The organism is Microbacterium sp. Root322 (genome assembly GCF_001425645.1).
GTDB classification, from domain to species: domain Bacteria; phylum Actinomycetota; class Actinomycetes; order Actinomycetales; family Microbacteriaceae; genus Microbacterium; species Microbacterium maritypicum.
This window is the reverse complement of sequence record NZ_LMCS01000002.1, coordinates 301,160-325,378: the sequence shown is the minus strand read 5'-3', so window position 1 is coordinate 325,378 and position 24,219 is coordinate 301,160. Positions and strand designations below refer to the sequence as shown.

Below are 24,219 nucleotides of genomic sequence, written 5' to 3'. Positions count from 1 at the left end.
TGGGCGGGGCCGGCATGAACCTCACCGATCCGGATCGTGCCCGTGATGACCTCGCGAAGGCCGTGCGCGCCGGACACCCCGACACCATCGCACGCACCGTCGTCTCCAACGTCTGGCCGCTGTACACCTGCCACCCGGAGGCCCTGACGGCAGCGGTCGTCGAACTTCCGAGCGCCCTGCTCGACCGGCATCCCATCCTGCGGGTCCTGCACCCGATGACGGCTGTGCTGGCCCGCAGGGCGCGGTCGTACCAACCGGTCCCGCATGGTCAGGACGCGCGCCTGATGAGCGCGGACGAGCTGGATTTCCTGATCCTCGCCCAGATGCTCGCCTTCCGTGTGAACGGTGACGTCACCACAGCCATGGTGTACGCGCACCGTCTCGAGGAGCGCCTACGCGAGACGGCCGCCGAGGGGCGTGAGCGCATCGACGGACCCCTGTGGTTCCTTCATCATCAGATCGGGAGCACGATGCTCGCCGCCGGCGATTCCGGACGAGCGCTGCTCGAGTTCGCCACGGCACGTCAACTCGGGAAGTTCTCCGGACAGCCCTATGCCGAGCGCATGGCGCTCTCCCGCAGCGCCCTCGCGCATGCCGTCCGCGGAACCCTGGACGAGGCGGAGCGGGCGCTCGCCGAGGCGGAGGATATGCCGGAGGTCACTTCGCTGCACGCGAGCGCCACGACCTCATCGGAGCGGATCGCCGCCGCGCTCATCGCCGTGGACCGCCGATCGGGAGACGTCGACGAGATGCTGTCGGGCACGTGTCCCGTCGACAGCGTCGAACTCAACTGGCCGTTCGCCCTGCTGGCCCGCTGCCGCGCCTACCTCTCCCGTCACCGGCCGGAGGATGCGCTCGAGGCGATCCGAATCGCGTCCGACGGGCACCCGACGCGGGGCGGTTCTTTCGCGGCGGACGTGATCGCCTCATCGACGATCGAAGCCCTGATCGCCACGGGCGACTCCGGGTACGCGTGGGGGATCGTCAAGGACAACCCCAAGGTGGGCGCACTCACGCAGCTCGCGACGGCGCACCTCGCTCTGCACGACGGACGACTGGACACAGCGTCGCTCGAACTCCGCGCTCTGGCGTCGGATCAGAAGATCGGGCCGGCGCAACGTGCCGAGGCCGTGCTGCTGTCCGGGTGGCTGGAACTCGCGCGCACCGGCGAGCTCGACTTGGAGAGTGCCCGGCAGATCGTGCGGATCGCCCAACGCAGGGACCGGCGCCGGCTGCTGGAGCGTATGCCGCGGCAGCTGGTCGAGCGCGTACGGGACACGCTCGACACCGAGGGGATGGAGGAGTGGGCTGAGGCGACGTCAGACATCAGCTTCCGGGATCTTCAGGTGCGTCCATCGCTGACATCGGGCGAACTGCGCATCCTGAACGCGCTGCCCGCTCAACGCTCGACGGCGAACATGGCCTCGGCGTTCCATGTGTCGCCGAACACCGTGAAGTCTCAACTGCGTTCGATCTATCGCAAGCTGGGATGCTCGACGAGGGAAGAGGCGATTCGCATCGCGACCCGCATGCGACTGCTCGCTGCCACGGTGAACGACTGATCGTCACCGGTCCGACAGGGCCGCGGTCGCGCTGACCCCGTGTGGTCAGCGCGACCGTCGACGATCAGCGCGGTCGGCGTCCGAGAGAGATCGCGCGAACGATGTTCACCACGCCGAGGAGCATGAGCGATATGCCCATCAGCATCCACAGCACGGTGGCACCCCACAACGGCGCGACGAGGAGCAGGGCACCCGCGGCGATAGAGAAGATCGAGAAGACGACCGACCAGACCTTCGAGCCGGCGCGGGGAAGCGTGCTGAGCGCCACGACGCCCTCGACGATCCACAGGATGCCCAGGAGTACGCCGAGGAAGGTCCCCAGCCAGGCCGCAGTCTGGCTCAGGCTCGTGAACGCGATCACACCGGCGACGACGAAGACCAGTCCGAGGAGCACATGGCCGACGCGCGCCCAGGCTCCCGAGGAACTGCTCAGACCACCGATTGCCGCGTAGATGACGCCCGCGATCATCACGTAGGCGGCCACGAGCGCGGTGACCGCCATCGCGGTCTTGCCCGGCCAGACGAGGATCACCACACCGACGGCGAGCGCCAGCAGTCCGCCGATGCCGAGGGCGACGCGGATGCCGTCGAAAGGAGACTTCGCGGTCGTGGTCGCCCCGTTCATGCGCTCTCCTCGAACCGATCGACCCCGGCGCGGTACCTCACGCGGCCTGCTGCTTCTTCTTGCCGACCAGAGCTTGAACAGCCTTCGTGATCGCTGCGAACTCGTCTTGCTTTCGCGCGACGAATTCGAGGGCCGCGGTGCCGGTGGACAGAATCTGCTGGTCGAACTCTCCGATGTCGGCGAAGTGATGGCTGGCGTTTCCGACGAGGCCGCCCTCCAATGCCAATCGGCCCACCAGGTCGAGCTTGAGGACCTTGGTGCCTTCGTTGAAGCTCATGTCCGCGAAATCGACCCAGACGATGTTCGGGCGTGTGGTCGACTCGAAGGCGTAGCGCTTGTTGGTGAGGTCGAGCACGACCTGCCAGATCGTCTGGGAGGCGTCGGGCTTGCCTTCCTCCGGTGTGCGGAACGGCTGCGCGGCGTTGCGGATGATGCTGAACATCGCCGACATCGCTTCGATCTGGGTCTTCGGCTGCTGCTGGTGTGCCACATAGAACGACGCGCGAGCGAAGCGGTCACTGGCGAGCGTGGAACCGGGGAGGGGCTTGTCGCCGCCGAGGCCCTCGACCTCCTTGACGAGCTCGAGCTGCTTGTCGAACGTCGGCGAGTTCGTCATGACCTGGTATTCGCGCCCGTGGTAGACCTTCGGCGTGCCATCGGTGTACTCGATGATCGCCGAGTCGCCGGTCGCGTCGTTGATGGCCAGGTGCAGGGTGGGGACGAGGTGTCCGGTCGGGTCGAAGAGCTGAGCGATCTGTACCTGCGACTCGTTCGTCCAGGCGACTGCTTCCGCCACCGTCGCGAAGTTGTCGAGGTAGTACTGCAACCACACCGCCTGGCTCAGCTGCGTCGCATCTGCCTCCGGCTTGCCGTAGTCGGACTCGGCCAACCAGAGGATGTGGCCGGCGAAGCCCTCCTCATTCATGCCGTCGGTCGCGATGAGATCGAAGGCTGTGGCGATGATGCTCCCGTACTTCGACTTCCAGGTGAGAGTGCCATGGACGCCGTCGGAGCGCTCGATCCCGCGAGGGAGCTTCCAGAGATTGGAGAGCAGGTCCATGTGGAAGTCCATGTTTCGGCCAACGATGACTGCACCGTTGGCATCGGGCCAGACAACTCGTGTGCACATGAGCGCACGTCCTCTCGTCGATGTGGGTCACTCGCGGCCGGAGGAGGCACGAGCTCTCTGGCGATTATTGGTCGCACTCGTCCGTGTGAGCATGGCGACGACGCGAAATCACCCGCGAGGCTCACCCGGGCACCACCCGCACCTTCACCCGATCCTGACGGATCACGTCTCTACTCGCACGTGTGGAAACCACGATCATGTCGCTCGGGCGGAGCCGCCCCGGGAGCGCGTGGCCACCCCGCCTGGACCTAGAATCATCCCGATGACCGAGGAGACCGCCGCCGAAGCGCGCGTCCGCGTGAAGGTGACGCGGACGCTCGTGCGCACCCCACTGGTCGTGGGCACGGTGCTGCTGCTCGCGGCCATCGTTCTCACCCTCCTGGGCGACGACCTGAGCATCTTCCCGTTCCTGCTCATGCTGGTCGGGGGCTGGTGCTTCGGCTTCGTGTTCGTGAACGCGACCCTGGGCATGGTGCCGGCTCGCAACGGCGCGATCCTGCATCTCGGCGTCGCCATCGTGCTCGGGGCCGTCCTGGCCTTCGTGGTCGAGTTCGGGGGAGACCTGATCGAGCCGTTCCCCGACGAGGTGCGCGGCATCGCCGTGGTGCTGCAACTCGCGGCCATCCCGGCGACCGGCTGGATCTGGCTCGCGCTCATCTCTCGGGTCACGGATCTCTTCGGGCGCAGAGACGCGAAGAAGAGGCCGTCGCCGGTGGCACCGGAGTGGGAACGGGAGGAGAGCGGCGACGGGTCGATCGTGCGCTTCCCCGCCGTCGAGCTGCGGCTGCGCACCCTCACGCAGGCGATCGTCGGGATCACTGTGGTCGGCGGGCTGCTCGGTGTCGCACTCGTGATCGCGCTCGACGACATCGTGATGCGGATGGGGCCTCGGATGATGATCCTCTTCCTGGGCATCACGGTCGCGCTTCCGGTGTATCTCGTGTTCACAGCGATTCTGCGTCGGCGAACAGTGCCCTGCACGGTCGCCTTCGGGAACGACGAGCTGCGTGTGGGAGTGGGGGGCGAGCTGCACAGGATCCCGTTCCGGGAGCTCGAGTTCCTGCGCTGGCGGTGCCGCAGCGACTACGCGCGCATCGAGGTGCGCGGCGCCGGTGCCGATCTGTCGCTCTTCGCCGGGCTCGCCAAACTGCCCCGCGGCTTCTCCGCCGAGCTTCCCGCCCTGCCCCGCCGGGTCTATCGACGTCTGGAGCTCGCAGGATTCACGCTCGAGAAAGCGCGCAGGGGCGAGGTCATCACCTTCCGCGGGCCCTCAGAGCCTGCCTCGCGCGCCCCTGCGCACTGACCGGGTGTCGGCGGCCGGCACTCGACCTCGACGCGTTGCCCCAGCTCACTCCGCCGGGTATTCGTGCGCCGCGAGCAGCCGCGCCAGGTGCGCGGCGTTCCTCGCGGCCGTCTCGATCGCGGAGGCGACCTTCTCGGGTGTCTCGTCGAGATCCTTGTAGTCGGTGGTGTGCATCGCCTCGCCGTTCCAGTAGACCGAGCTCTGGGCGGGAACCGTGAAGCCGACGTCGTTCAGCGACTGGAAGAGGATCGCGGCGATGTGATGGGCCCCGTCTTCGTTGCCGACGATGCCCGCGATGGCCACCTTGTCGAACAGCGTGGGTCGTCCGTCAGCATCCGTCTCGCCGAGTTCTGCATCGAGGCGTTCGAGCACACGTTGCGCGACGCTCGAATGCTGCCCCATCCAGGTGGGGGTGACGAAGATGAGGATGTCGGCGTCCAGCACCTGCTCACGGATGCGCGGCCACTCGTCGTCGCCGCCCATGTCCTTCTCGACTCCGGGGTTGAGGGAGAGATCCACGGCGCGGACCAGGTCTCCGGTGACGCCGTGCGCGGAGAGGGCTTCGAGCAGCTGCGTCGCGAGGAGATCGGAGCTGGAGGCTGCGGGTGACGGCTTCAACGTGCACGACACGGCGACAGCGGTGAGTGGTGTCTTCATGCTCAGAGCAGACCAGACGACGACGAACGTGCACAGGGGGTTTCCGAGTCCGGGCTATCCTGGTAGATGGCACCGACGACAGGAGATCCCGTGATCCTCAGCTTCCTCTTCTTCATGATCCTCTTCATCGGAGGGATCCTGCTGATGGGCATCTCGTTCGGGCTGCCCGCGTTCCAGGCGATCGCATTCTGCGGGGGGCTCCTTCTGGTCACGCTGGCCATGGCCTTCCTCCTCCGCCAGGGCGGCACCGCCACCCGTCGGTCGAACAACTGGTCGGGCAAGGCCGCCGAGTGACTCATCGCGGTCTGCGCGTCGCGCCGCGGCGCGTCTGACCGCTCACCGTCGTCTGGCGAGCCGCGCTTCGAGGTTCGCCCTGACTGCGGGCCACTCCGGCTCGATGATCGAGTACTCCACGCTGTCGCGCAGCGCGCCGTTGCGGTACCGGCTCATCGCCCGCATCACGCCGTCCTGCTTGGCCCCGAGGCGCTCGATCGCGGCGCGCGACTGGAAGTTCACCCACTGCGTCGTCAGGCCGACTCGGAACACCCCGAGCGTCTCGAACGCATGCCGCAGCAGCAGCAGCTTGGATTCGGCGTTGGTACCGGTGCCGTGCGCGGAGGGGCGGTTCCAGGTGAAGCCGATGTGCAGACGAGGCACGTCGGCGACGATGTCGTAGTACGACGTGAGCCCCAGGATGCGGCCGGACGCGTCGAAGGCCGTGAACGGGACCATCTCGCCCTTCTCGATGAGTCCGATCCGTCGCTCGACCTCTGCCGCCACCCCGTCCGGTGAGGGCACCGAGGTGTACCACGCCGTCTTCCACAGGTCGTCCTCCTGTACGGCCTCGATCAGTCCCTCGATGTGCGAGCGATCGAGAGGGCGCAGTTCGACGAGTCGGCCGGTGAGGGTGACGGGGGAGGGTGTGACGAGGAAGGCCATGTCGATATTCAACCAGCGACGAGCAGCGTCTGACGCAACAGGCGCTGGTAGGCCACGACCAGCTCGATCGTGACATCCATCTCGAAGGCGAGGCTCGCCAGATGCGGTCCCCGAACCTCCTCCGCCTCGGCGTAGGCGCGCGGGGTGATCAACCGGGATGCCGCCCATTCGTCTGCCTGGCGCTCCTGAAGCGCACGGATGGCGGGGGTGGGCGCGGGAAGATGGCCGAGGCAGGCGTGACCGAGTTCGTGGGCGAGGACGCTGCGAGTCGTGCGCGCGCTCATCCCGGGGCTGAGGCGGATCGTGCGCGTCACGGGGTCATAGCCCCCGCGCGTGCGGCCGACCCGTTCGACGACGCGCACCCCCTGCTCGTCGGCGAGGCGGAGAAGGTGCTGCATGGTCCCCCTCCTCGTGCCGGTCTCTCGCTCCGGGTCGGAAGCCCGGCCTATTCGTAGAGGTCGTCGGTGTCGGCATCGTGCCTGACGCCGGATTCGAAGGCGACCTCTCGGGTATCTTCGCGCGGGCCGGCGACATCGGGTGCGCGGCGGATCGGCGTGATGCGCGCGGTGGCATCGCCGTCTGCGCGCAGCCGCTCTTCTGCGCGGGCGAAGAGCACGTGGGGCTCGACGCCGAGGTCGGCGCAGACCGCGTAGACGACGGGGACCGGGATCGCGCGCTTGCCCGTCACGTAGTTGTCGAGAGCGCTCCGGGCGATCCCGATGCTGCGCGCCATCGCTGCGATGCTGCTCCGTGACGCGGCGATCTCCGCGCGCATCTGGCGACCGACAGCGTCGTTGAACTCCTCGGCAGGTGTCTTCACCTGGCTCACCATAGCAGCGTGGCGACTCCAGAATGCCGCCATTCTGGCTCATTCGAGCCCCATGCGCGTCTATTCGTGGCGCTAGTGTAGGCAGATGGGGACAGAATTACGTCATTTGCTGGCATCTGAGGTCGACGGGGCGCGGTTCCACGCGGGGGTGTCCTTCTCCGAGCTGTCCGAGCGCTCGGGTATCGGGCCCGACGCCTTGGGAAATCTGCTCGACGGCATCGACGACTTCACGGTCGTCGACCTCGCGCGCATCGCCGAGGTCCTCGGCGTTCCTGTCACCGCTCTGCTCCCCGGTGCGGCGCCCGACGACTCCTGACGCCGTCGGCGCCGGAGGGTAGCGTTGTGCGCATGAAGACAGTGTCGTTCGGATCAGCCACCGCCCCCGCCGTCATCGCCGGAATGATGCGCATCGACGACAAGGACGACGCTCACATCCGCACGCTGTACGAAACCGCCCGCACCGCCGGTATCGACTTCTTCGACCACGCCGACATCTACGGCGGGAGCATGCATCACTGCGAGGCGCGGTTCGCCGATGCGCTGCAGCTCACCTCTTCCGAGCGCGACGAGATCGTTCTCCAGACGAAGTGCGGCATCGTGCCGTCGCAGGGGATGTTCGACTTCTCGTACGCGCACATCGTGGCGCAGGTCGAGGGATCGCTCGCAGCCCTGCGGACCGACCGCCTCGACGTGCTCCTGCTCCACCGCCCCGACGCCCTCGTCGAGCCCGAGGAGGTCGCTCGCGCCTTCGACGATCTGGAGAGCGCGGGAAAGGTGAAGGCGTTCGGCGTCTCCAACCACACGCCGCGCCAGATCGACCTCCTCCGCACGGCGGTCCGGCAGCCGCTGGTCGCGAATCAGCTGCAGCTGTCGATCACGCACGCGCCGATCATCGCGCAGCCGGTCGCGGCCAACATGGCCGGGCACGCGCAGAGCGTCGTGCGCGACGGCGGCGGCATCGTGGAGTACTGCCGGATCAACGGCATCACGATCCAGGCCTGGTCGCCGTTCCAGGACGGCTTCTCCCACGGCGTGTTCCTCGGCAATCCCGAGTACGCAGAGCTGAACGCCGTGATCGATCGCCTCGCGGCGGCGCACGACGTGACACCCATCGCCATCGCGACCGCCTGGATCACCCGCCACCCCGCGGGCATGCAGGTCGTCCTCGGCACCACGACGCCGCAGCGGGTGCAGGACGCGGCGGCCGGCGCCGACATCGAGCTCACCCGCCCCGAGTGGTACGAGCTGTTCCGCGCCGGCGGTCACCTGCTTCCGTAGCCCGAGCGGTATGCCGCGGCGTCGTCTACCCTGAATCCATGGCGTTCCTGTTCTCGCTCCTCGTCATCGCCCTGATGATCGGCGCGCTGATCGACATCATCACGCGGGACAGCTCGCTGGTGAAGTTCCTGCCCAAGCTGGCATGGATCATCATCGTCATCCTGCTGCCGCTGATCGGCGGCCTGCTGTGGTTCGGGCTCGGTCGCGAGTACGGCGAGTCCGGCATCCAGATGCCGCGGATGCGCAGAGCGGAACGCCCGGCGGCGCCGACCGACGTGCGTCCGGCCCCGCCGAGGGACACCAGGACGACCGAGCAGCAGATCGCCGACCTCGACCGAGAGATCGAGGAGTGGCGGCTGCGCCAGGAGATCGAGAAGAACCGCGGGACCGACGGCGAGGGTTCGAGCGGACCTGCGGGCTCCGCCTAGGCGACGGACTCGGCCTCAGCGACCTGCGAGCGGTCGAACGACTCGCGGATCGCGTCTTCGAGCGTCGGGTACCGGAACTCGAACCCGGCCGCGGCGAGCTTCTCCGGCAGCACCCACCGGCTCTTCAGGATCAGCTCGGTCTCGGTGCGCATGCCGATCGCTCCGAGCTCCAGCATCCATCGCGGCATCGGCACACCGACACGCACGCCCAGGACGCGGCGCACCGTCGCCATGAACTCGGCGTTGTCGACGGGGTGCGGCGACGCGGCGTTGACCGGACCGTCCAGCGACGGAGTCTGCTCGAGGAACTCGATGATGCGGGCGACGTCTTCGATGTGCACCCAGCTGAAGCGCTGGCGGCCCCGACGCGCACCGGGGAGATGACCGGTTCCTGCCGCCCGTCGTGCCGCGCTGACCGGCCAACGTCCGTCGTACTGCGACCCGCCGAGCCCGAACCGCGCGAGCTTCTCCACGGGACCGAGCACGCCCCCGTGGCCGAGGACGATCGTGCTGCGCAGGGCGACGCGGCGGGTGGAGGGCAGCTCGTCGGCGAACAGCGCCTTCTCCCATGCCTTCGCGACCTCGACCGAGAACCCGGTGCCGATCTCTCCGGTCGACTCGGTCATCGGGCGGTCTTCGGCGTGACGGTAGATGGTCGCCGTCGAGGAGTTCACCCAGAGCGCGGGAGGGGCCGACGCACGCCGGATGGCGGTGCTCAGCGACGCCGTGGTGTCGAGGCGGGAGCGGAAGATCTCGGCGCGGTTCTCCGGCGTGTAACGGCAGTTGACGCTCTTGCCGGCGAGGCCGATCACGAGGGCCGCACCATCGACGGCGCGGTCGATCTCGACCTGATCGCCCCAGCGGATGTCGGCACCCGAACGGGAGATCGTGACGACCTCGCGACCCTCGGCGCGGAATCTCGGCAGGAGGAAGCGGCCCATGAATCCGGTGGATCCGCCGATGACGACCCGTCCTGCGCTCATGTGGTCTGCTCCTTCTCGGAATGGTGGATGCGATAGGTGAAGTCGCCCCGGTACTCGTACACGCGGCCGAGGAACGGCGCGTCGACGGTCAGGGCCATGCGCTGCCGATCGAGGGCATCGTCGAAGCGCTCGGTGAGGCGGATGAGGGGAGCGATGGGCGCGGGGATGCGCATCCGGAGGCGTCCGAGGCGCAGGCCGACCGCGCGGCTGACGAGGTGCAGCGCGCCCTGGTGCACCTCGACGTCGAAGCACGCGGCGACCAGCCCCGGCTCGCCCAGCTCGTCGACGACGCGGCCGTGTCGTGTGAGCGCCGCCGCATCGCGCATGGTCCACGGTCCGCGGTCGAAGTGGAAGGTGCGTTCGCCGATGGCCCTGGAGGCGATCGTGCGGTTCTCCACGCGGAACGGCACGTCACTCTCCCAGACCGCGGCGACCACGCCCCGGCGCTCGAGGAGACGGAGGAACGGCCACAACCATCGTCGCGGGGTGCCGACGCGCTGGAACACGCCCTCGCCGATGCCCACTGCGCCATCGGGGATCGCCTCGAAGTACGCGCGCAGCCGCGGGTGCAGGTCATCGATGCGCTCGCCCAGCGCCCTGGCGTACGGGGACTGCGGCGGGGGCGTCACTCTTCGAGCCTAGCCCTGTCGTCGGCGCCTCCCCTCCGCACCGGCGGAGCCCTCAGGAGGCGGGTCGCAGCAGCCGGTCGAGGAGGGCGAGCGCCTCGTGCTGAGGGGCGGTCTCGTCGAGCAGCCATTGCGTCTGGAGGCCGTCGGAGGCCGCCACGACGAGGGCGGCGACCGCGTCTGGATCGATGTCGTCGCGGATCCTGCCCTCGTCCTGCTGATGCCGGACGATGTCGGCGAGTCGGGCGCGGAGGCGGGTGAACCGACCGGTCGCGAACGTGCGCGCCGCCGGGTGCCCTTCCTCGAGCGCCGTGGCGACGAGGGTCGAGTACAGCTGCACGAGTCCCGGGATCGCGCGGTTGATGCGCGCGGACTCGATCATCATCTCCACCGGCGTCGCATCCTCCGCGGGCGCGCTGGGCTGTCGGGCCGGCACCGTGCTCTCCTCGTAGACGGCCACGAGAAGCTCTTCCAAGGAGCCGAAGTAGTGGGTGAGAGCCGCGTGGGTGACGCCCACCTCGCGGGCGATCGCCCGCAGGCTCGTGCGATCGGCGCCGCGCTCGGCGAACACCTCGATGGCGCGATCGAGGATCTCCTGTCGTCGAGCGATCCCCTTGGCGTAGGTGCCGCGCTGTCGCGACGGCTCGGCGGGCTCGGACGTGTCGGCGGGCATGAGGGGAGTCTAGCGAACCAAAACTTCCGCATGGAGGTATTTGGTGATAGCGTGCCTGCACGGGACAGCGGTCCCGCCACGTCACCGATGACCGAAGGAGCACGACCGATGACGATTCGGACTTCCCTGCAGCTGTTCACGATCAAGGACGAGCTGGAGGCCGACCTCGAATCCTCCCTCGCGGCGGTGGCCGCCCGTGGCTTCACGGCGGTGGAGCCCTACGACTTCGTCCGCCGCGCCGAGCCCCTCGCCGCGGCGCTGACCGCCGCCGGCCTGGTCGCCCCTTCCGGCCACGCCTTCCTGGCGTCTTCGTCGTTCGTGAACCCCGACGGCAGCGGCACCACGGTGCCCGTGCCGACCCCGGCCGAGGTCTTCGCCGCGGCGAAGGTGCTCGGCATGGACACCGTCATCGACCCGTACACGGAGCCCGCGCGCTGGGAGTCGGTCGAGCAGATCGAGGAGACCGCGCGGCTGCTGAACGAGGCCGCCGAGGTCGGGGCCGGCGTCGGCGTGCGCGTCGGATATCACAACCACGCGCACGAGCTGGAGGCCGTGTTCGACGGCGTCACCGGACTCGAGATCCTCGCCGGTCTCCTCGACGAGCGCGTCGTGCTCGAGGTCGACTTGTACTGGGTGGCTCGTGGCGGCGTCGACCCCGTCGCGCTGCTCGGACGTCTGGGCAGCCGCGTGATCGCCGTGCACGCGAAGGACGGCACTCTCGACCCCGCACTCGCCGGTGCCTACCCGCCCGCAGACCAGGTGCCGGCAGGAGACGGCTCGGTGCCGCTCGTCGAGGCCATCGCTGCGGCCCCCGCGCTCGAACTCGCGATCGTGGAGTTCGACCACTACGAGGGCGACCTGTTCGACGCCATCGAGCGCAGCCGGGTCTACCTCGACGAGAAGGTCGCCGGCTGATGGCGATCGGTGCAGGACCCGTCGGCGTCGGCATCATCGGCGCCGGGAACATCAGCGACCAGTACCTGTCGAACCTCACCACGTTCCCCGACGTGCGCGTCCTCGCGATCGGCGACCTCCTCGAGGAGCGTGCCAAGGCGCAGGCCGAGAAGTACGGCGTCCCGCGCTCCGGCGGCGTGGACACGGTTCTCGGCGACCCGGAGATCGACATCGTCGTGAACCTCACCATCCCGGCCGTGCACGTCGAGGTCTCCGAGGCGATCATCGCGGCGGGCAAGCACGTGTGGACCGAGAAGCCGATCGGCGTCGACCGCGAGGAGTCCCGTCGACTGCTCGAGAAGGCGGATGCCGCCGGTCTCCGTGTCGGCGTCGCCCCCGACACCGTGCTCGGACCCGGCGTGCAGACGGCGAAGCGTGCCATCGCGCGCGGCGACATCGGCCGTCCGCTGTTCGCGCAGACCACGTTCCAGTGGTCGGGGCCGGAGATCTTCCACCCGAATCCCGCGTTCCTGTACGCCAAGGGAGCGGGGCCCCTGCTCGACATGGGTCCCTACTACGTGTCGGCCCTCGTGCACGTCTTCGGTCCGGTCGCCTCGGTGGCCGCACTCGGGCTGCAGGGCACGCCCACCCGTCGCGTGCAGGTCGGCGAGCTGGCCGGTCAGGAGTTCCCGGTCGAGATCCCCTCGACGCTGAGCGTGCTGATGGACTTCGAGCAGGGCGGCCAGGCGCAGAGCGTCTACAGCACCGATTCGCCCGTCATCCGGCAGGGGATCGTCGAGATCACCGGCACCGAGGGCACCATCGTGATCCCGGACCCGAACACATTCGGCGGCGCGATCTCGATCACCCGACCGCTCACGCGCCTGTTCATCCCGCCGGAGCCGATCGAGCAGGAGGTCATCGACGTCGAGCAGGAGGGCGTGCTCTCCGGTCGCGGCGTGGGACTGCTCGACATGGCGCGCGCGATCGCCGCCGGCCGTCCGCACGTGGCCACGGGAGAGTTCGGCTACCACGTGCTCGACACGCTGCTCTCGATCGAGGAGGCCGCGGAATCGCGCCGCTTCGTCGAGGTCGAGAGCACGCTCGATCAGGTCGGCTCCATCGCCGGTGACTTCGACCCGTTCGAGGCCACCCTCTGATAGGCCCTCGTGGCGGCGGAGGCGCGGATCGACGCGCCTTCGCCGCCACAGTGCTGATCAGGCGGCGGGCTCGCGCAGGCGGACCAGCCGCTCGTGCCCTGTCTCCTCGAGCTCGGCGATGTCGTCGCGCGACTTCAGGAAGTCGGAGAACGAGCGGTAGCCCAGGGCCTTCTCGCTGAACGAGGGGTCCATGCGGCGCATGTGCGTCTTGACGGCGGAGCTGTGCAGCCACTCGTCGGCGTCGGCCTTGTCGTGACCGAGGCGCAGCGCGCGCTCCAGCAGCTGCGTCGCCACCTCCTGGTCATCGACCTTGTCCTCGACCCGGGGCTCTTCCACCTTGGGCGCGGGCTTGGAGCGCGTGCGCTTGGAAGCGGTCTTCGGCTTCGATGCAGTCCCCGCAGCGGTTTCGGCGACGGCGTCGGCGACCGGGGCAGGCGGCTCCACCACGGCCTGGGTCTTCGCGGCGGCGACCGGTGCGGCCTTCACCGGGCGGACGACGCCGGGCAGCGAGTCGTACGACTCGAACTCGTCGCACGCTGCGGCCAGCGACTTCGCGGTGGAACCCGACACCCCGACGCCGATCACGTAGCGACCGAGCCGCTTGCAGCGCTGGGCCAGCGGCACGTAGTCGCTGTCGCCGGCCACGATCACGACATGCGTGAGATCGGGGAGTCGGAACATGTCCTCGACCGCGTCGACGGCGAGGCGGATGTCGGCACCGTTCTTCGCGTAGGCGGCCGCCGGGAACAGCTGCACGAGGTCGACCGCACGGGCCACGAGCTGTGAGCGGTACTCGGCGTTCACCGGGGAGGACCAGTCGGCGTAGGCCCGGGTGAGCACCAGTGTGCCGAAGGAGGCGGCGTAGTCGATGATGGCGCCGACCTCGATCATCGCGCGGCTCAGCCGGTCGGTGACCTCCGGATCGTTCGGGTTCTCGCTGATCCGCTGGCGGTCCTTGCCGTAGGCGTTGCGTCCGTGGACGCGGTCGTACCAGGAGATGACGATGTTGTCGAAGTCGAGATAGACGGCGACGCGGGCATCGGTGGCCTCAGCCATGATCAGACCTCTTCACGGGGATAGCGGACGCCGATCTGCGCTCTGATCTCATCGAGGGTGCCCATGATCGCGACGCTCTCGGCGATCGGCAGGATGTCGCCCTGGAGGATCCCGTCGCGCACCAGCCGTTCGGCGGCGAGCGCCTGGAACTGCATGCCACGACCGTCGACCTCGGAGGTGTAGCTCTCCTGCACCGTGCCGTCCGGCAGGACCAGGCGGAAGGTGGTGGGGCTGTACCAGACGGTGTCGATGTCGATGCGAGCGGCCGTGCCGATGATGCTCGCCACGTTGGGTCCTGCGGCGCGCGACGACGAGAGGCTGGTCGAGACCGCTCCGCCCTCGTGCGTCATCACGGTCGCGACCTCGGAGTCGGCTCCGGTCTCCACGAGCCGACCGACGGCGTGGATGGTGGTCGGTACGCCGAGGATGTCCCAGATGAAGGAGATCGGGTAGATGCCGAGGTCGAGCAGGGCGCCGCCGCCGAGTTCGAGGGCGTTGAGCCGGTGCGCGGGGTCGGAGGGGAGCAGCTGCGTGTGGTCGGCGCTCACCGCGCGGATCTCGCCGAGGGCGCCGTCGGCGATGAGCTCGCGGATGCGGACCATGTGCGGCAGGTACCGCGTCCACATCGCCTCCATGACCAGCAGGCCGCGCTCGGCCGCGAGCGCCTGCAGGTCTTCCGCCTCTGCCCGATTCAGCGTGAACGCCTTCTCGGCGAGCACGTGCTTGCCGTTCTCGAGCGCGAGCCGGGCGTTCTCATGGTGCATCGGGTGCGGCGTCGACACGTAGACGATGTCGACGTCGGGGTCGGCCACCAGGGCCTCGTACGAGGCGTGTGCGTGGGGGATGTCGAAGCGGGCGGCGAACGCGTCTGCCGACTCCTGTGAGCGGGATCCGACGGCCACGAGGTCGAGCCCCGCAGTTCGCAGATCGGATGCGAATGCGCCGGCGATACCGCCGGTCGCGAGGATTCCCCACCGAAGACCTGTCATGGTCTCAGCGTAGGGGGTGCTCCGGCCGTGACGGACTGTTACATCCCGTGACGCCCGGCATCGGCCCCGTGGCAGCGGCAGCCGAGGGCTCCTACCGTGACGGCATGACCGAACCCCTCATCATCGGCGCCATGGTGCGCACCCTGGGCGCGTACCCCTCGGGCTGGCGTCAGCCCGGTGCGCACCGCGACCCCGCGACCGACGCCGACATGCTGCGCCGCATCGCCCGCGAGGGGGAGGACGCTGGTCTCGACTACCTCTTCTTCGGCGACTGGCTCGCGACGGGGCCGGATCTGGAATTCCGCGACCCGTACCTGCTCGCCCGCATCGACCCCGTGAGTGCCGTGCTCTTCCTCGCCGGTGTGACGTCGCGGATCGGTCTGATCGCGACGGTGAACACGACCTACGCCGACCCGTACACGACCGCGCGCTCGCTGGCCTCGCTCGACGTGCTCACCCGAGGTCGGGCCGGCATAAACCTCGTCACGGGGGCCGAACCGCGAGCCGCGGGCAACCACGGTCGCGACGCGCACGCCGACAACGAGACCCGCTACGACCGGGCGGAGGAATTCGTGGAGGCGCTGCGGCGGCTGTGGGGTTCGTGGGGAGAGGACGCGTGGATCGCGGATGCCGAACGCGGCGTGCTGATCGACCCGGAAGCGCTCCATGCCGCCGATCTGCAAGGTGCGCACGTGCAGGTCGCCGGTCCGCTCAACGTCGCCCGCCCACCGCAGGGGCAGATCCCGATCGTGCATGCCGGCACGTCGCCGCGGTCGAGAGCGCTCGCGGCCACCCAGGCCGATCTCGCGCTGATCGCCGCGCCCACCCTGGCCGATGCGATCGCCACCCGCCGGCTGCTGCGGGACATCGCGGCCGAAGCCGGGAGATCGCTGGATGCGCTGAACGTGATCGCCCCGGTGCTCCCCGTGGTCGCGGACACGGATGCCGACGCGCGACGCATCGTGGAGCGTCTGCTCGCCCTGGTGCCCCTCGCCGAGGAGCACCAGCGCGCGCGGAGGGCCTTCCCGCACGACCGCACCGTCGCCGCGCTCGCCGACGCGTTCGATGTCCCGGCGGACGACCCGCTGCGCTCCGCCGCCTTCGACGCGCCGGTGACCGCCGCCGAGGCCGTGCGACTGGGGGAACGCGGCGCCCGGCTGATCGAGCGGCTCGGCCTCATCGCGGGACTGCGCGTGGCCGGAGCGGGCGTCTCCGGATCGGGAGCCGCCGGTGGCGACCCGCTCACGTGGCGGCACCTCGTCGCCGCGCACGCGGTGCCCGCGGCCTTCGTCGTGGGAGATGCCGGGACGATCGCGGATCACTTCGAGACCTGGCGCGACGAGGGCGCCGCGGACGGATTCAACGTGCTGTCGGCCTTCCAACCCGCGCAGTTCGAGGCGTTCGCACGCCAGGCCGCCCCCGAACTGCGCCGTCGTGGACTGCTGCGGAGTGCAAAGGAGAGCGCGGGAGCGACGCTCCGCGATCGCCTGCGCATTTCCTCGTATGTCGACGCGTGACCACGCGTTTCCCCACGCGACATCCGGAGTCCGCCGGCTCGCGCCGCAAGAGCCGCGATTCCTACGGTGAGACCCACCTCACCTCACCACCGCGCCGCACCACAGCACCGCACCCGCAGCACCGCACCCGAAGCCTGGAGGGCCCACCCATGAACCGTCGTCTCATCCGCGTCGCCGCCATCGCGCTGCCGCTCGTCCTCGCCGGCGGCCTCGCCGCCTGCGCGTCGACACCCGCACCGGCGAACGCGCCCGCCGAGGGCGGCGACCCCGTCGAGGGAGGAACCCTCACCTACCTCGAGCACCAGGCATACACGAACCTGTACCCGCCGCAGGCCGGCTTCTACCCGAACGGCGGCATCGTGAACAACATCGCGGCCCGTCTCACCTTGCAGAACCCGGACACGCTCGAGATCGAGCCGTGGATCGCCTCCGACTGGACGGTGAACGACGACGCCACCGAGTACACGTTCGACCTCAACCCCGACGTCACGTTCTCCGACGGCACGGTGCTCGACGCCGCGGCCGTGAAGAAGAACTTCGACACCTACGGCCTGGGCGACGCGGAGCGGGGCCTCACGGTCTCGGAGGCGATCAACAACTACGCCAGCAGCGAGGTCGTCGACGAGGACACCGTGAGGTTCCGCTTCTCGGCGCCGTCGCCCGGGTTCCTGCAGGCGACCTCCACCATCAACTCGGGTCTGCTGTCGCCGGAGACCCTCGACGGCACGATCGAGGACTTCGGCGCGGGCAACGCCGCCGAGATCATCGGCTCCGGACCCTTCACGGTCACGGGCGAGAAGCTCGGCACCGAGTACACGCTCACCGCCCGCGACGACTACGACTGGGGTCCCGACAGCGTCGACAACGACGGCCGCCCCTACCTCGACGCCGTGCACGTGCTGATCACCCCCGAGGACTCGGTGCGCATCGGCTCGCTGCTGGCAGGCCAGGCCGACTACGTCCGCTACGTGCAGGCGTTCGACGAGGACCGCGTCGAGAGCGCCGGCTTCACGCTCTACGCCCCGCAGACCCGCGGCGTGAACAACTCCATCGCGCTGCGGCCAGAGAATCCGCTGCTCACCGACATCCGCGTGCGACAGGCCCTCATCGCCGCGGTGAACGCCCAGGAGGTCGTCGACACCCTCTTCACGGAGAACTACCCGGTGGCGACCTCGGTGCTGTCGTCCCAGGCGCTCGGCTACAAGGACGAGTCGGAGCACTACGCCTACGACCCGGAGAAGGCGGAGAAGCTGCTCGACGAGGCAGGATGGACGCCCGGCGCCGACGGCATCCGCGAGAAGGACGGGGAGCGCCTCTCGATCACGGTGTACGAGGCGAAGCCCCAGCCGCTGTCGAAGCAGACCCTCGAACTCGTCGCGCAGCAGCTCGCGAAGGTGGGCGTCGAGCTCTCGATCAAGCCCGGCGACGCCGGCAGCTACGCGGAGGACACCCGCGACCCGCTGAAGACCGGCTTCTACCACTCCATGGTCGGCCGGGCGGATCTCGACGTGATCAAGAGCCAGTACTTCACGAAGAACCGCGACGTGCTGATCTCGAACGACGCGAAGCTCGACGAGCTGCTGCTCGCCGTGGCATCGGAGCCCGACGCCGACGCGCGCGTCGCCGCGTCCCAGGCCGTGCAGGACTACATCGCCGAGCAGGCCTATGTGATCCCGCTGTTCGAGGAGCCACAGGTGTACGGCACCGCGACCTCCGTGCACGGCGTCGCCTTCGAGTCGGTGGGACGCCCCACGTTCTCCGGCGTCTGGCTCGCCGAGCACTGATCGGCATGGTGCTTCGATGACGTTCGTCCTCCGACGAGCCGGGCAGGCCGCGATCGTTCTGATCGCGGCCTTCACGGCCACCTTCTTCCTGCTGCAGCTGCTGCCGGGCGATGCGATCCTGATCAAGTTCTCCGACCCCAGCCTCGGGCTGTCGCCGGACCAGCTCGACAGCATCCGCACCACCTACGGCGCCGATCTGCCCTGGTGGGAGCAGTACGTGCACGCGGGTCTCGGCTTCCTCGCCGGGGACTTCGGCTTCTCGACGCAGTTCGGCACGCCCGTGCTGACGATGCTCACCGAGGCGCTTCCCGCGACTCTGCTGCTCGCATCGCTCGGACTCGTCGTCGCCCTGCTGCTGGCCGTCCTGATCGCCGGGCTCTCCTGGCTCGCCCCCTTCGCCTGGCTGCGCGACGGCCTCCGTCAGGTGCCGGGGCTGTTCGTGGCGGTGCCGGTGTTCTGGCTCGGCATCCTGCTCATCCAGGTGTTCTCGTTCGGACTCGGCTGGGTGCCCATCGTCGGAGCCGACCCGGTGAGCGGGCTCGTCCTTCCCGTGCTGACCCTCGCCGTGCCGATCTCGGCCCCGCTCGCCCAGGTGCTGGTCCGCGCGATCGACCAGGTGCAGGCGCAGCCGTTCATCACCGTGGTGCGGGCGAAGGGCGCCCCGCCGCTGTGGGTGCTCACGCGCTCGGTGGCCCGCAACGCCGCCGTGCCGACCCTCACGATCGCCGGAGTGCTGTTCGGTGAACTCGTCGGGGGAGCAGTCGTGACCGAGACCGTCTTCGGACGCACGGGCATCGGCCGCCTCACCGAGCAGGCCGTCGCGAACCAGGACATCCCGGTGCTGCAGGGCGTCGTGCTGCTCTCGGCCCTCGGCTTCGTGGTGATCAGCTTCGCGGTCGATCTCGTCACCCCTCTCATCGACCCCCGTCAGCGCACGCTCTCGCGCTCCACCGCATCCGCCGCCTCGCGACCCGCACCCCAGGAGGTGTCCGCATGACCGCTCCCGTGATCGCCCAGACGAGCGTCGACCCCGACGTCGTCGCGGCGCCGGTCGTTCCGGAGGGCACGCAGCCGCCTCGCTCGGGCGGTCGTCTGCGCCGCCGCGGGTGGGGGCTGTATCTGGCCTTCGCCGTGGTCGCCGTCGCCGTGCTCTGGGCCGTCGTCCCCGGGGTGTTCGCGCCCGGTGACCCGCTCACCGGCGTGCCGGCGGACAAGCTGCTGCCCCCGAGCGCCGCGCACTGGTTCGGCACCGACACCCTCGGCCGTGACCTGTTCGGCCGCGTGGTCCACGGCGCCGTGCACTCGCTCTCGGGCGCGCTGATCGCCGTCACCGTCGGTCTCGCCCTCGGCACGGTGCTCGGCGCGATCGCCGGAGCCGTTGGTGGCGTGGTCGACGACGTCCTGATGCGGATCGTCGACGTGCTGCTCGCGATCCCCGGGCTGCTGCTGTCGCTCTCGGTGATCATCCTGCTCGGGTTCGGCACGGTCAACGCCGCCCTCGCGGTGGGCCTCGGCAGCGTGGCGGCCTTCGCACGTGTGATGCGCGCCGAGGTCGCCCGCGTACGGCGCACCGAGTACGTCGAGGCGGCCTTCGGCAGCGGTGCCACGTTCTTCACAGCCCTCCGCCGACACGTGCTGCCCAACTCCCTCACCCCGATCGTCGCGCTCGCCGCGCTGCAGTTCGGCACCGCGATCCTCGCGATCTCGACCCTCGGCTTCCTCGGCTACGGTGCTCCGCCGCCCACCCCGGAATGGGGCCTGCTGATCGCCGAGGGCCGCAACTACGTGGGCACCGCCTGGTGGCTCACCGCGCTCCCCGGTCTCGTCGTCGTCGCGGTCGTGCTCAGCGCCAACCGCATCAGCCACCGCATCGGAAGGAGGACGCGATGAGCGTTCTGGCAGCGTCGGATCTGCGGATCTCCTACAACGGCAGGGAAGTCGTGCACGGCATCTCGTTCGAGATCGAGGAAGGCGAGACGCTCGCCCTGGTCGGCGAGTCGGGATCGGGCAAGTCCACGACCGCCCATGCGATCCTCGGTCTCCTGCCCTCGGGCGGCACGGTCGACGGCGGGAGCGTGGTGCTCGGAGACCTCGACATCTCGGGATGGACCGATCGCGCGCTGCGGGGCATCCGCGGTGCGGAGATCGGTCTGGTGCCGCAGGACCCCACCGCCTCCCTCGACCCCGTGCGTTCGATCGGGGCGCAGGTCGAGGAGATCCTGCGCCTGCACGGACATCGGGACCGGCGCTCGCGTCGCGCACGGGTGATCGAGCTGCTCGACCGCGTCGGCATCGACGACCCGGATCTACGGGCTCGACAGTATCCGCACGAGCTCTCCGGCGGCATGCGTCAGCGGGTGCTGATCGCCACGGCGATCGCGCTGCGGCCCCGTCTGCTGATCGCGGACGAGCCGACCAGTGCGCTCGATGCCACCGTGCAGCGCACCGTGCTCGATCTGCTCGACGAACTCCAGCGCGAGGAGGGCACCAGCATCCTGCTCGTGACCCATGATCTCGGTGTGGCTGCGGACCGTGCCGAGCGTCTCGTCGTGCTCAAGGACGGACGGATCGTGGAACAGGGGCCGAGCGAGGCGGTGCTGGCCGCGCCCTCCGATCCCTACACGCGACAGCTGCTCGCCGATGCTCCGGCGTTCGCGACCGGATTCCGTCGGCCCGAGGCCCCGCCGTTCCTGCGCGATGCGGCGGCCGTGGCGGCGGAGAACCCCTATGCGATCGTGGCCGAGGGGCTCGTGAAGGAGTTCCGGGTGGCGGGGCGCGAGCGGTTCCGCGCGGTGGACGACGTCTCGTTCCGTGTGCGCCGGGGCACCACTCACGCGCTCGTGGGGGAGTCGGGCTCGGGCAAGACCACCACGGCGCGGCTGATCACGCGATTCCACCAGCCCGATGCCGGGGCCATCGAGGTCGCGGGAGAAGACGTCGCGCACGCGAAGCGCGAGCAGCTGCGCGCTCTGCGCCGACGCGTGCAGCTGGTCTACCAGAACCCCTTCGCCTCATTGGATCCCCGTCAGCAGATCGTCGACATCGTCGCGGAGCCGCTGCAGAACTTCCGCGTCGGCTCGCGTGCCGAGCGCAGGGAGCGGGCGCTCGCCCTCCTCGACCGGGTCTCGCTGCCCGCCGACATCGCACGCCGCACCCCGCGCGAACTCTCGGGCGGACAGCGGCAGCGCGTCGCGATCGCCAGGGCCCTCGCGATCGATCCGGAGGTCGTGGTGCTCGACGAGGCCGTGTCGGCGCTGGATGTCACGGTGCAGGCACGCATCCTCGAACTGCTCACCTCGTTGCAGGCGGAGCTCGCGCTCACATACCTGTTCATCTCGCACGACCTCGCCGTCGTGCGCAGGATCAGTCACACGGTCTCGGTCATGCGTCGTGGCCGGATCGTGGAGGAGGGGCAGACGGAGGACCTCTTCCGCGACCCGCAGCACGAGTACACCAGGGAGCTGCTGGCCGCGGTCCCCGGACGAACGGAGAACCTCGTATGACCACCGCCCCCACCGTCGCCTTCTTCACCCGCCTGCTCGACGACGCGTCCGCGGCTTCGCGGTACGCGCTGGCGACCGCACAGATACAGCAGGCGGAGCGGCACGGGATCGGGAGGGCCTGGGTCGCCCAGCATCACTTCCACGCGGCGGAGGGAGGCCTGCCGTCGCCGCTCGTCTTCCTCGCGCACGTGGCCGCCGCGACCAGGGACATCCGCCTCGGCACCGGGGTGATCACCCTGCCCTTGGAAGATCCCGTGCGCGTGGCCGAAGACGCCGCTGTCGCCGATCTGCTCTCCGGGGGGCGTGTGGATCTGGGACTCGGCAGCGGCGGCACCCCCTCGTCGTTCGTGCCCTTCGGGGAGGACGTGCGCGACAAGGCGCCGACCTACGACCGCAAGCTGCGAACACTGCTCGACGGCCTCGCCGGGCGCGACGTCGGCGCGGGCAACACGCTCTACCCGGATGCCGGCGACCTCGCCGACCGCATCTGGCAGGCCACCTTCTCGGCTCCCGGCGGGCACCGTGCCGGGGTGCACGGGCACGGCCTGCTGCTCTCCCGCACGCAGCCGCGCCGTGCTGACCGCCTGCACGCGCCGTTGTCGGAACTGCAGGACCCGATCATCGACGCGTACCTCGACGCTCTGCCGGAGGGAGCGACTCCGAGGATCACCGCCTCACGCACCGTGTTCGTCGCGGACGACCGTGCCGAGGCGCTGCGGTTCGCCGAGGTCGGGCTGCGCCGGGCGGCGGAGGGCTTCCGCAGGCAGGGGCAGACGATCCCCGGCGACAGCCTCGACGAACTGATCGCCGCCCTCGATACGCACCTGGGCACGCCCGAAGACGTGGCGGAGTCTCTCGCCGCCGACCGCACCCTCGCCCGGGCGACCGAGGTGGCATTCCAGGTGCACTCGGTCGACGCACCGCATGAGCATGTGCTGCGCTCGATCGCCCTCTTCGCAGACGAGGTCGCTCCCGCCCTCGGCTATGCCCTCAGTCCCACCCCGCACAGAACCAGTGCCGATGAGAACCTCACCCTGAAGGAGAACGCATGACCGACGACATCGTGGACCGCATCGTGGAGGTGACGCCGGAGCTGGATGCCCTGCGCCGTCGCCGTCCCGTCACCAGGGAGCAGCTGCAGGCGAGCTTCGACGCCCTCTTCCGGCCGGTGACGGTCGCGCACGTCTCGCAGGCGGAGCGCGAGCTCGTCGCGGCCTTCGCGACCGGGCTGGCCGGAGCCGATGACGCGACCGCGGTGTTCTACGCCGTGCGTGCACGGGAGACGGACTCGCAGCGGGCGCGCGTCGTGTTGGCGGAGGCGGCCGATTCAGCCGTGCGCGGTCCGTTCGGCGCCTACACCGAGCTCGGCCTGCAGAACGAGAACACCGAGGGTGAGCGGTACGAGCCCGCCGGCACCGTCACCGCGGTCATCGGCGAGCGCCTCGCCGCCGCGCTCGCGCACACGCATCTGCTCGTGTTCCGCCCTCGTGAGGCCTCGGGTGCCGACCTCGGACGCCTGCTGGATGCCGGGTGGTCGGCGGACGGGATCGTGACGTTGTCGCAGCTGGTGTCGTTCCTCGCCTTCCAGCAGCGCGTGGTCACCGGGCTTCGGGCGCTCGCTGCCGAAGGGCTCGCCCGGACCGCGCTCTCCGAGGAGGAGGCAGCATGACCATCGAACAGACCGTGCTCCGTCACGACGTCGCCCCGCACCCGCACGCCTTCACCCGCGGCGAGGTCGGCTGGGTCCCGCACCTGGAACCCCTCGCGGAGGAGGAGCTGACCGCGCGGCACTACGACGGTCTCGTCGACGCCGCGCGGGCGAAGAACGACTACTTCCGACTGTTGGCCCGCGACCCCGAGGTGCTCAAGGCGCGCACCTTGGTGGACAAGGACATCTTCTACAACGCTGCGGAGGGCCTCCCGCGTGCGGACCGCGAGCTGGCGGCCACGGCGGCATCGCGTCGCAACGGCTGCGTCTTCTGCGCCTCGGTGCACTCTCGTTTCGCTGCGCACCACAGCAAGCGCACGGACGACGTCGACCTGCTGCTGGACGAGGGCGTCGATGCCGACCTCGGTGCGCGCTGGAACGCGATCGTCACGGCATCCGTCGCCCTCACCGACACGCCCAGTGCGTTCGGCGAGGAGGAGATCGCGCGACTGCGCGCGGCAGGACTGGACGATCTGGAGGTCGCCGACCTCATCCACGGCGCCGCGTTCTTCAACTGGGCGAACCGACTGATGCTGTCGATCGGACGGCCGGTGGCTCCGGCCTGATCCGCAACGG

General features: G+C 69.6%; 27 protein-coding genes. 16 read left to right on the top strand and 11 right to left on the bottom strand.

What is annotated here, in order from left to right; translation table 11 throughout:
• Positions 1–14: 14 nt before the first annotated feature.
• Positions 15–1,562: a helix-turn-helix transcriptional regulator gene (locus ASC55_RS06305; RefSeq protein WP_157559417.1), complete on the top strand. Its 1,548-nt coding sequence runs from the start codon at positions 15–17 to the stop codon at positions 1,560–1,562.
• Between the two features lie 64 nt (positions 1,563–1,626).
• Here the strand turns inward: ASC55_RS06305 and ASC55_RS06300 are convergent, their stop codons facing one another.
• Positions 1,627–2,187: an HdeD family acid-resistance protein gene (locus tag ASC55_RS06300; protein ID WP_055873755.1), complete on the bottom strand. Its 561-nt coding sequence runs from the start codon at positions 2,185–2,187 to the stop codon at positions 1,627–1,629.
• A 37-nt stretch (positions 2,188–2,224) separates the two neighbouring features.
• The gene (locus tag ASC55_RS06295; protein ID WP_082524252.1) at positions 2,225–3,316 is read right to left on the bottom strand and encodes a linear amide C-N hydrolase; all 1,092 of its coding nucleotides are present in this window, start codon (positions 3,314–3,316) and stop codon (positions 2,225–2,227) included.
• A gap of 262 nt (positions 3,317–3,578) precedes the next feature.
• Between ASC55_RS06295 and ASC55_RS06290 the strand changes: the two genes are divergently transcribed.
• The gene (locus ASC55_RS06290) at positions 3,579–4,619 is read left to right on the top strand and encodes a hypothetical protein (protein ID WP_055873752.1); all 1,041 of its coding nucleotides are present in this window, start codon (positions 3,579–3,581) and stop codon (positions 4,617–4,619) included.
• A 45-nt stretch (positions 4,620–4,664) separates the two neighbouring features.
• On the opposite strand, the gene ASC55_RS06285 is transcribed toward ASC55_RS06290, so the two are convergent.
• Positions 4,665–5,276, bottom strand: a complete 612-nt coding sequence (locus tag ASC55_RS06285; protein WP_055864979.1) for a flavodoxin family protein — start codon at positions 5,274–5,276, stop codon at positions 4,665–4,667.
• 66 nt (positions 5,277–5,342) lie between these two features.
• Here ASC55_RS06285 and ASC55_RS06280 point away from each other — a divergent pair, with 66 nt between their 5' ends.
• Positions 5,343–5,570: a hypothetical protein gene (locus tag ASC55_RS06280; RefSeq protein ID WP_229778819.1), complete on the top strand. Its 228-nt coding sequence runs from the start codon at positions 5,343–5,345 to the stop codon at positions 5,568–5,570.
• A gap of 42 nt (positions 5,571–5,612) precedes the next feature.
• On the opposite strand, the gene ASC55_RS06275 is transcribed toward ASC55_RS06280, so the two are convergent.
• The 3 genes from ASC55_RS06275 to ASC55_RS06265 are packed head-to-tail and all read right to left on the bottom strand — an operon-like array spanning position 5,613 to position 7,035.
• Complete coding sequence (locus ASC55_RS06275) at positions 5,613–6,215, bottom strand: GNAT family N-acetyltransferase (RefSeq protein WP_055873748.1); 603 nt, start codon at positions 6,213–6,215, stop codon at positions 5,613–5,615.
• A gap of 8 nt (positions 6,216–6,223) precedes the next feature.
• A complete protein-coding gene (locus ASC55_RS06270; RefSeq protein WP_055864974.1) occupies positions 6,224–6,613 on the bottom strand; it encodes an ImmA/IrrE family metallo-endopeptidase in 390 nt (129 codons plus the stop codon).
• Positions 6,614–6,660: 47 nt separating this feature from the next.
• A complete protein-coding gene (locus ASC55_RS06265; RefSeq protein ID WP_229778820.1) occupies positions 6,661–7,035 on the bottom strand; it encodes a helix-turn-helix domain-containing protein in 375 nt (124 codons plus the stop codon).
• A gap of 94 nt (positions 7,036–7,129) precedes the next feature.
• On the opposite strand from ASC55_RS06265, the gene ASC55_RS06260 reads away from it, so the two are divergent.
• The 3 genes from ASC55_RS06260 to ASC55_RS06250 are packed head-to-tail and all read left to right on the top strand — an operon-like array spanning position 7,130 to position 8,750.
• The gene (locus ASC55_RS06260; RefSeq protein WP_235563127.1) at positions 7,130–7,360 is read left to right on the top strand and encodes a helix-turn-helix domain-containing protein; all 231 of its coding nucleotides are present in this window, start codon (positions 7,130–7,132) and stop codon (positions 7,358–7,360) included.
• A 32-nt stretch (positions 7,361–7,392) separates the two neighbouring features.
• On the top strand, positions 7,393–8,322 hold the full coding sequence (locus tag ASC55_RS06255; protein WP_055873745.1) for an aldo/keto reductase: 930 nt from the start codon (positions 7,393–7,395) through the stop codon (positions 8,320–8,322).
• 38 nt (positions 8,323–8,360) lie between these two features.
• Positions 8,361–8,750: a PLDc N-terminal domain-containing protein gene (locus tag ASC55_RS06250; protein WP_055873742.1), complete on the top strand. Its 390-nt coding sequence runs from the start codon at positions 8,361–8,363 to the stop codon at positions 8,748–8,750.
• Here ASC55_RS06250 and ASC55_RS06245 read toward each other — a convergent pair.
• From ASC55_RS06245 to ASC55_RS06235, 3 genes are read right to left on the bottom strand one after another with little or no spacing between them, the layout of a single operon-like run.
• Complete coding sequence (locus ASC55_RS06245) at positions 8,747–9,733, bottom strand: epimerase (RefSeq protein WP_055873739.1); 987 nt, start codon at positions 9,731–9,733, stop codon at positions 8,747–8,749. The genes ASC55_RS06250 and ASC55_RS06245 overlap by 4 nt on opposite strands.
• Positions 9,730–10,362 (bottom strand): DUF4166 domain-containing protein, encoded by a 633-nt coding sequence (locus ASC55_RS06240; protein WP_055873736.1) that lies wholly within the window; start codon positions 10,360–10,362, stop codon positions 9,730–9,732. Before ASC55_RS06240 ends, ASC55_RS06245 begins: the two co-directional genes overlap by 4 nt.
• Before the next feature lie 52 nt (positions 10,363–10,414).
• Positions 10,415–11,032: a TetR/AcrR family transcriptional regulator gene (locus tag ASC55_RS06235; RefSeq protein ID WP_055864956.1), complete on the bottom strand. Its 618-nt coding sequence runs from the start codon at positions 11,030–11,032 to the stop codon at positions 10,415–10,417.
• A 108-nt stretch (positions 11,033–11,140) separates the two neighbouring features.
• Here ASC55_RS06235 and ASC55_RS06230 point away from each other — a divergent pair, with 108 nt between their 5' ends.
• A complete protein-coding gene (locus ASC55_RS06230; RefSeq protein WP_055873734.1) occupies positions 11,141–11,947 on the top strand; it encodes a sugar phosphate isomerase/epimerase family protein in 807 nt (268 codons plus the stop codon).
• Complete coding sequence (locus ASC55_RS06225) at positions 11,947–13,086, top strand: Gfo/Idh/MocA family protein (protein WP_055873731.1); 1,140 nt, start codon at positions 11,947–11,949, stop codon at positions 13,084–13,086. The genes ASC55_RS06230 and ASC55_RS06225 overlap by 1 nt, the downstream gene beginning before the upstream one ends.
• A gap of 57 nt (positions 13,087–13,143) precedes the next feature.
• Here ASC55_RS06225 and ASC55_RS06220 read toward each other — a convergent pair whose 3' ends face one another.
• Together ASC55_RS06220 and ASC55_RS06215 are read right to left on the bottom strand one after the other, a co-directional pair.
• On the bottom strand, positions 13,144–14,142 hold the full coding sequence (locus ASC55_RS06220; protein ID WP_055873726.1) for an NYN domain-containing protein: 999 nt from the start codon (positions 14,140–14,142) through the stop codon (positions 13,144–13,146).
• Between the two features lie 2 nt (positions 14,143–14,144).
• Complete coding sequence (locus ASC55_RS06215; RefSeq protein ID WP_055873723.1) at positions 14,145–15,131, bottom strand: Gfo/Idh/MocA family protein; 987 nt, start codon at positions 15,129–15,131, stop codon at positions 14,145–14,147.
• Between the two features lie 104 nt (positions 15,132–15,235).
• Here ASC55_RS06215 and ASC55_RS06210 point away from each other — a divergent pair, with 104 nt between their 5' ends.
• From ASC55_RS06210 to ASC55_RS06175, 8 genes are all read left to right on the top strand, one after another.
• Positions 15,236–16,648, top strand: coding sequence for an NtaA/DmoA family FMN-dependent monooxygenase (locus tag ASC55_RS06210; RefSeq protein WP_055875977.1), 1,413 nt, complete (start codon positions 15,236–15,238; stop codon positions 16,646–16,648).
• Between the two features lie 149 nt (positions 16,649–16,797).
• A complete protein-coding gene (locus ASC55_RS06205) occupies positions 16,798–18,432 on the top strand; it encodes a TIGR04028 family ABC transporter substrate-binding protein (RefSeq protein WP_055873720.1) in 1,635 nt (544 codons plus the stop codon).
• 16 nt (positions 18,433–18,448) lie between these two features.
• Positions 18,449–19,429 (top strand): ABC transporter permease, encoded by a 981-nt coding sequence (locus tag ASC55_RS06200; protein WP_055873718.1) that lies wholly within the window; start codon positions 18,449–18,451, stop codon positions 19,427–19,429.
• Positions 19,426–20,322, top strand: a complete 897-nt coding sequence (locus tag ASC55_RS06195; protein WP_055873715.1) for an ABC transporter permease — start codon at positions 19,426–19,428, stop codon at positions 20,320–20,322. Before ASC55_RS06200 ends, ASC55_RS06195 begins: the two co-directional genes overlap by 4 nt.
• Positions 20,319–21,935: a dipeptide ABC transporter ATP-binding protein gene (locus tag ASC55_RS06190; protein WP_055873712.1), complete on the top strand. Its 1,617-nt coding sequence runs from the start codon at positions 20,319–20,321 to the stop codon at positions 21,933–21,935. Before ASC55_RS06195 ends, ASC55_RS06190 begins: the two co-directional genes overlap by 4 nt.
• A complete protein-coding gene (locus tag ASC55_RS06185) occupies positions 21,932–22,987 on the top strand; it encodes a putative FMN-dependent luciferase-like monooxygenase (protein WP_055873709.1) in 1,056 nt (351 codons plus the stop codon). The genes ASC55_RS06190 and ASC55_RS06185 overlap by 4 nt, the downstream gene beginning before the upstream one ends.
• Positions 22,984–23,604, top strand: coding sequence for a CMD domain protein (locus tag ASC55_RS06180; RefSeq protein WP_055873706.1), 621 nt, complete (start codon positions 22,984–22,986; stop codon positions 23,602–23,604). Before ASC55_RS06185 ends, ASC55_RS06180 begins: the two co-directional genes overlap by 4 nt.
• Positions 23,601–24,209: an alkylhydroperoxidase domain protein gene (locus ASC55_RS06175; RefSeq protein ID WP_055873703.1), complete on the top strand. Its 609-nt coding sequence runs from the start codon at positions 23,601–23,603 to the stop codon at positions 24,207–24,209. Before ASC55_RS06180 ends, ASC55_RS06175 begins: the two co-directional genes overlap by 4 nt.
• Positions 24,210–24,219 lie beyond the last annotated feature (10 nt).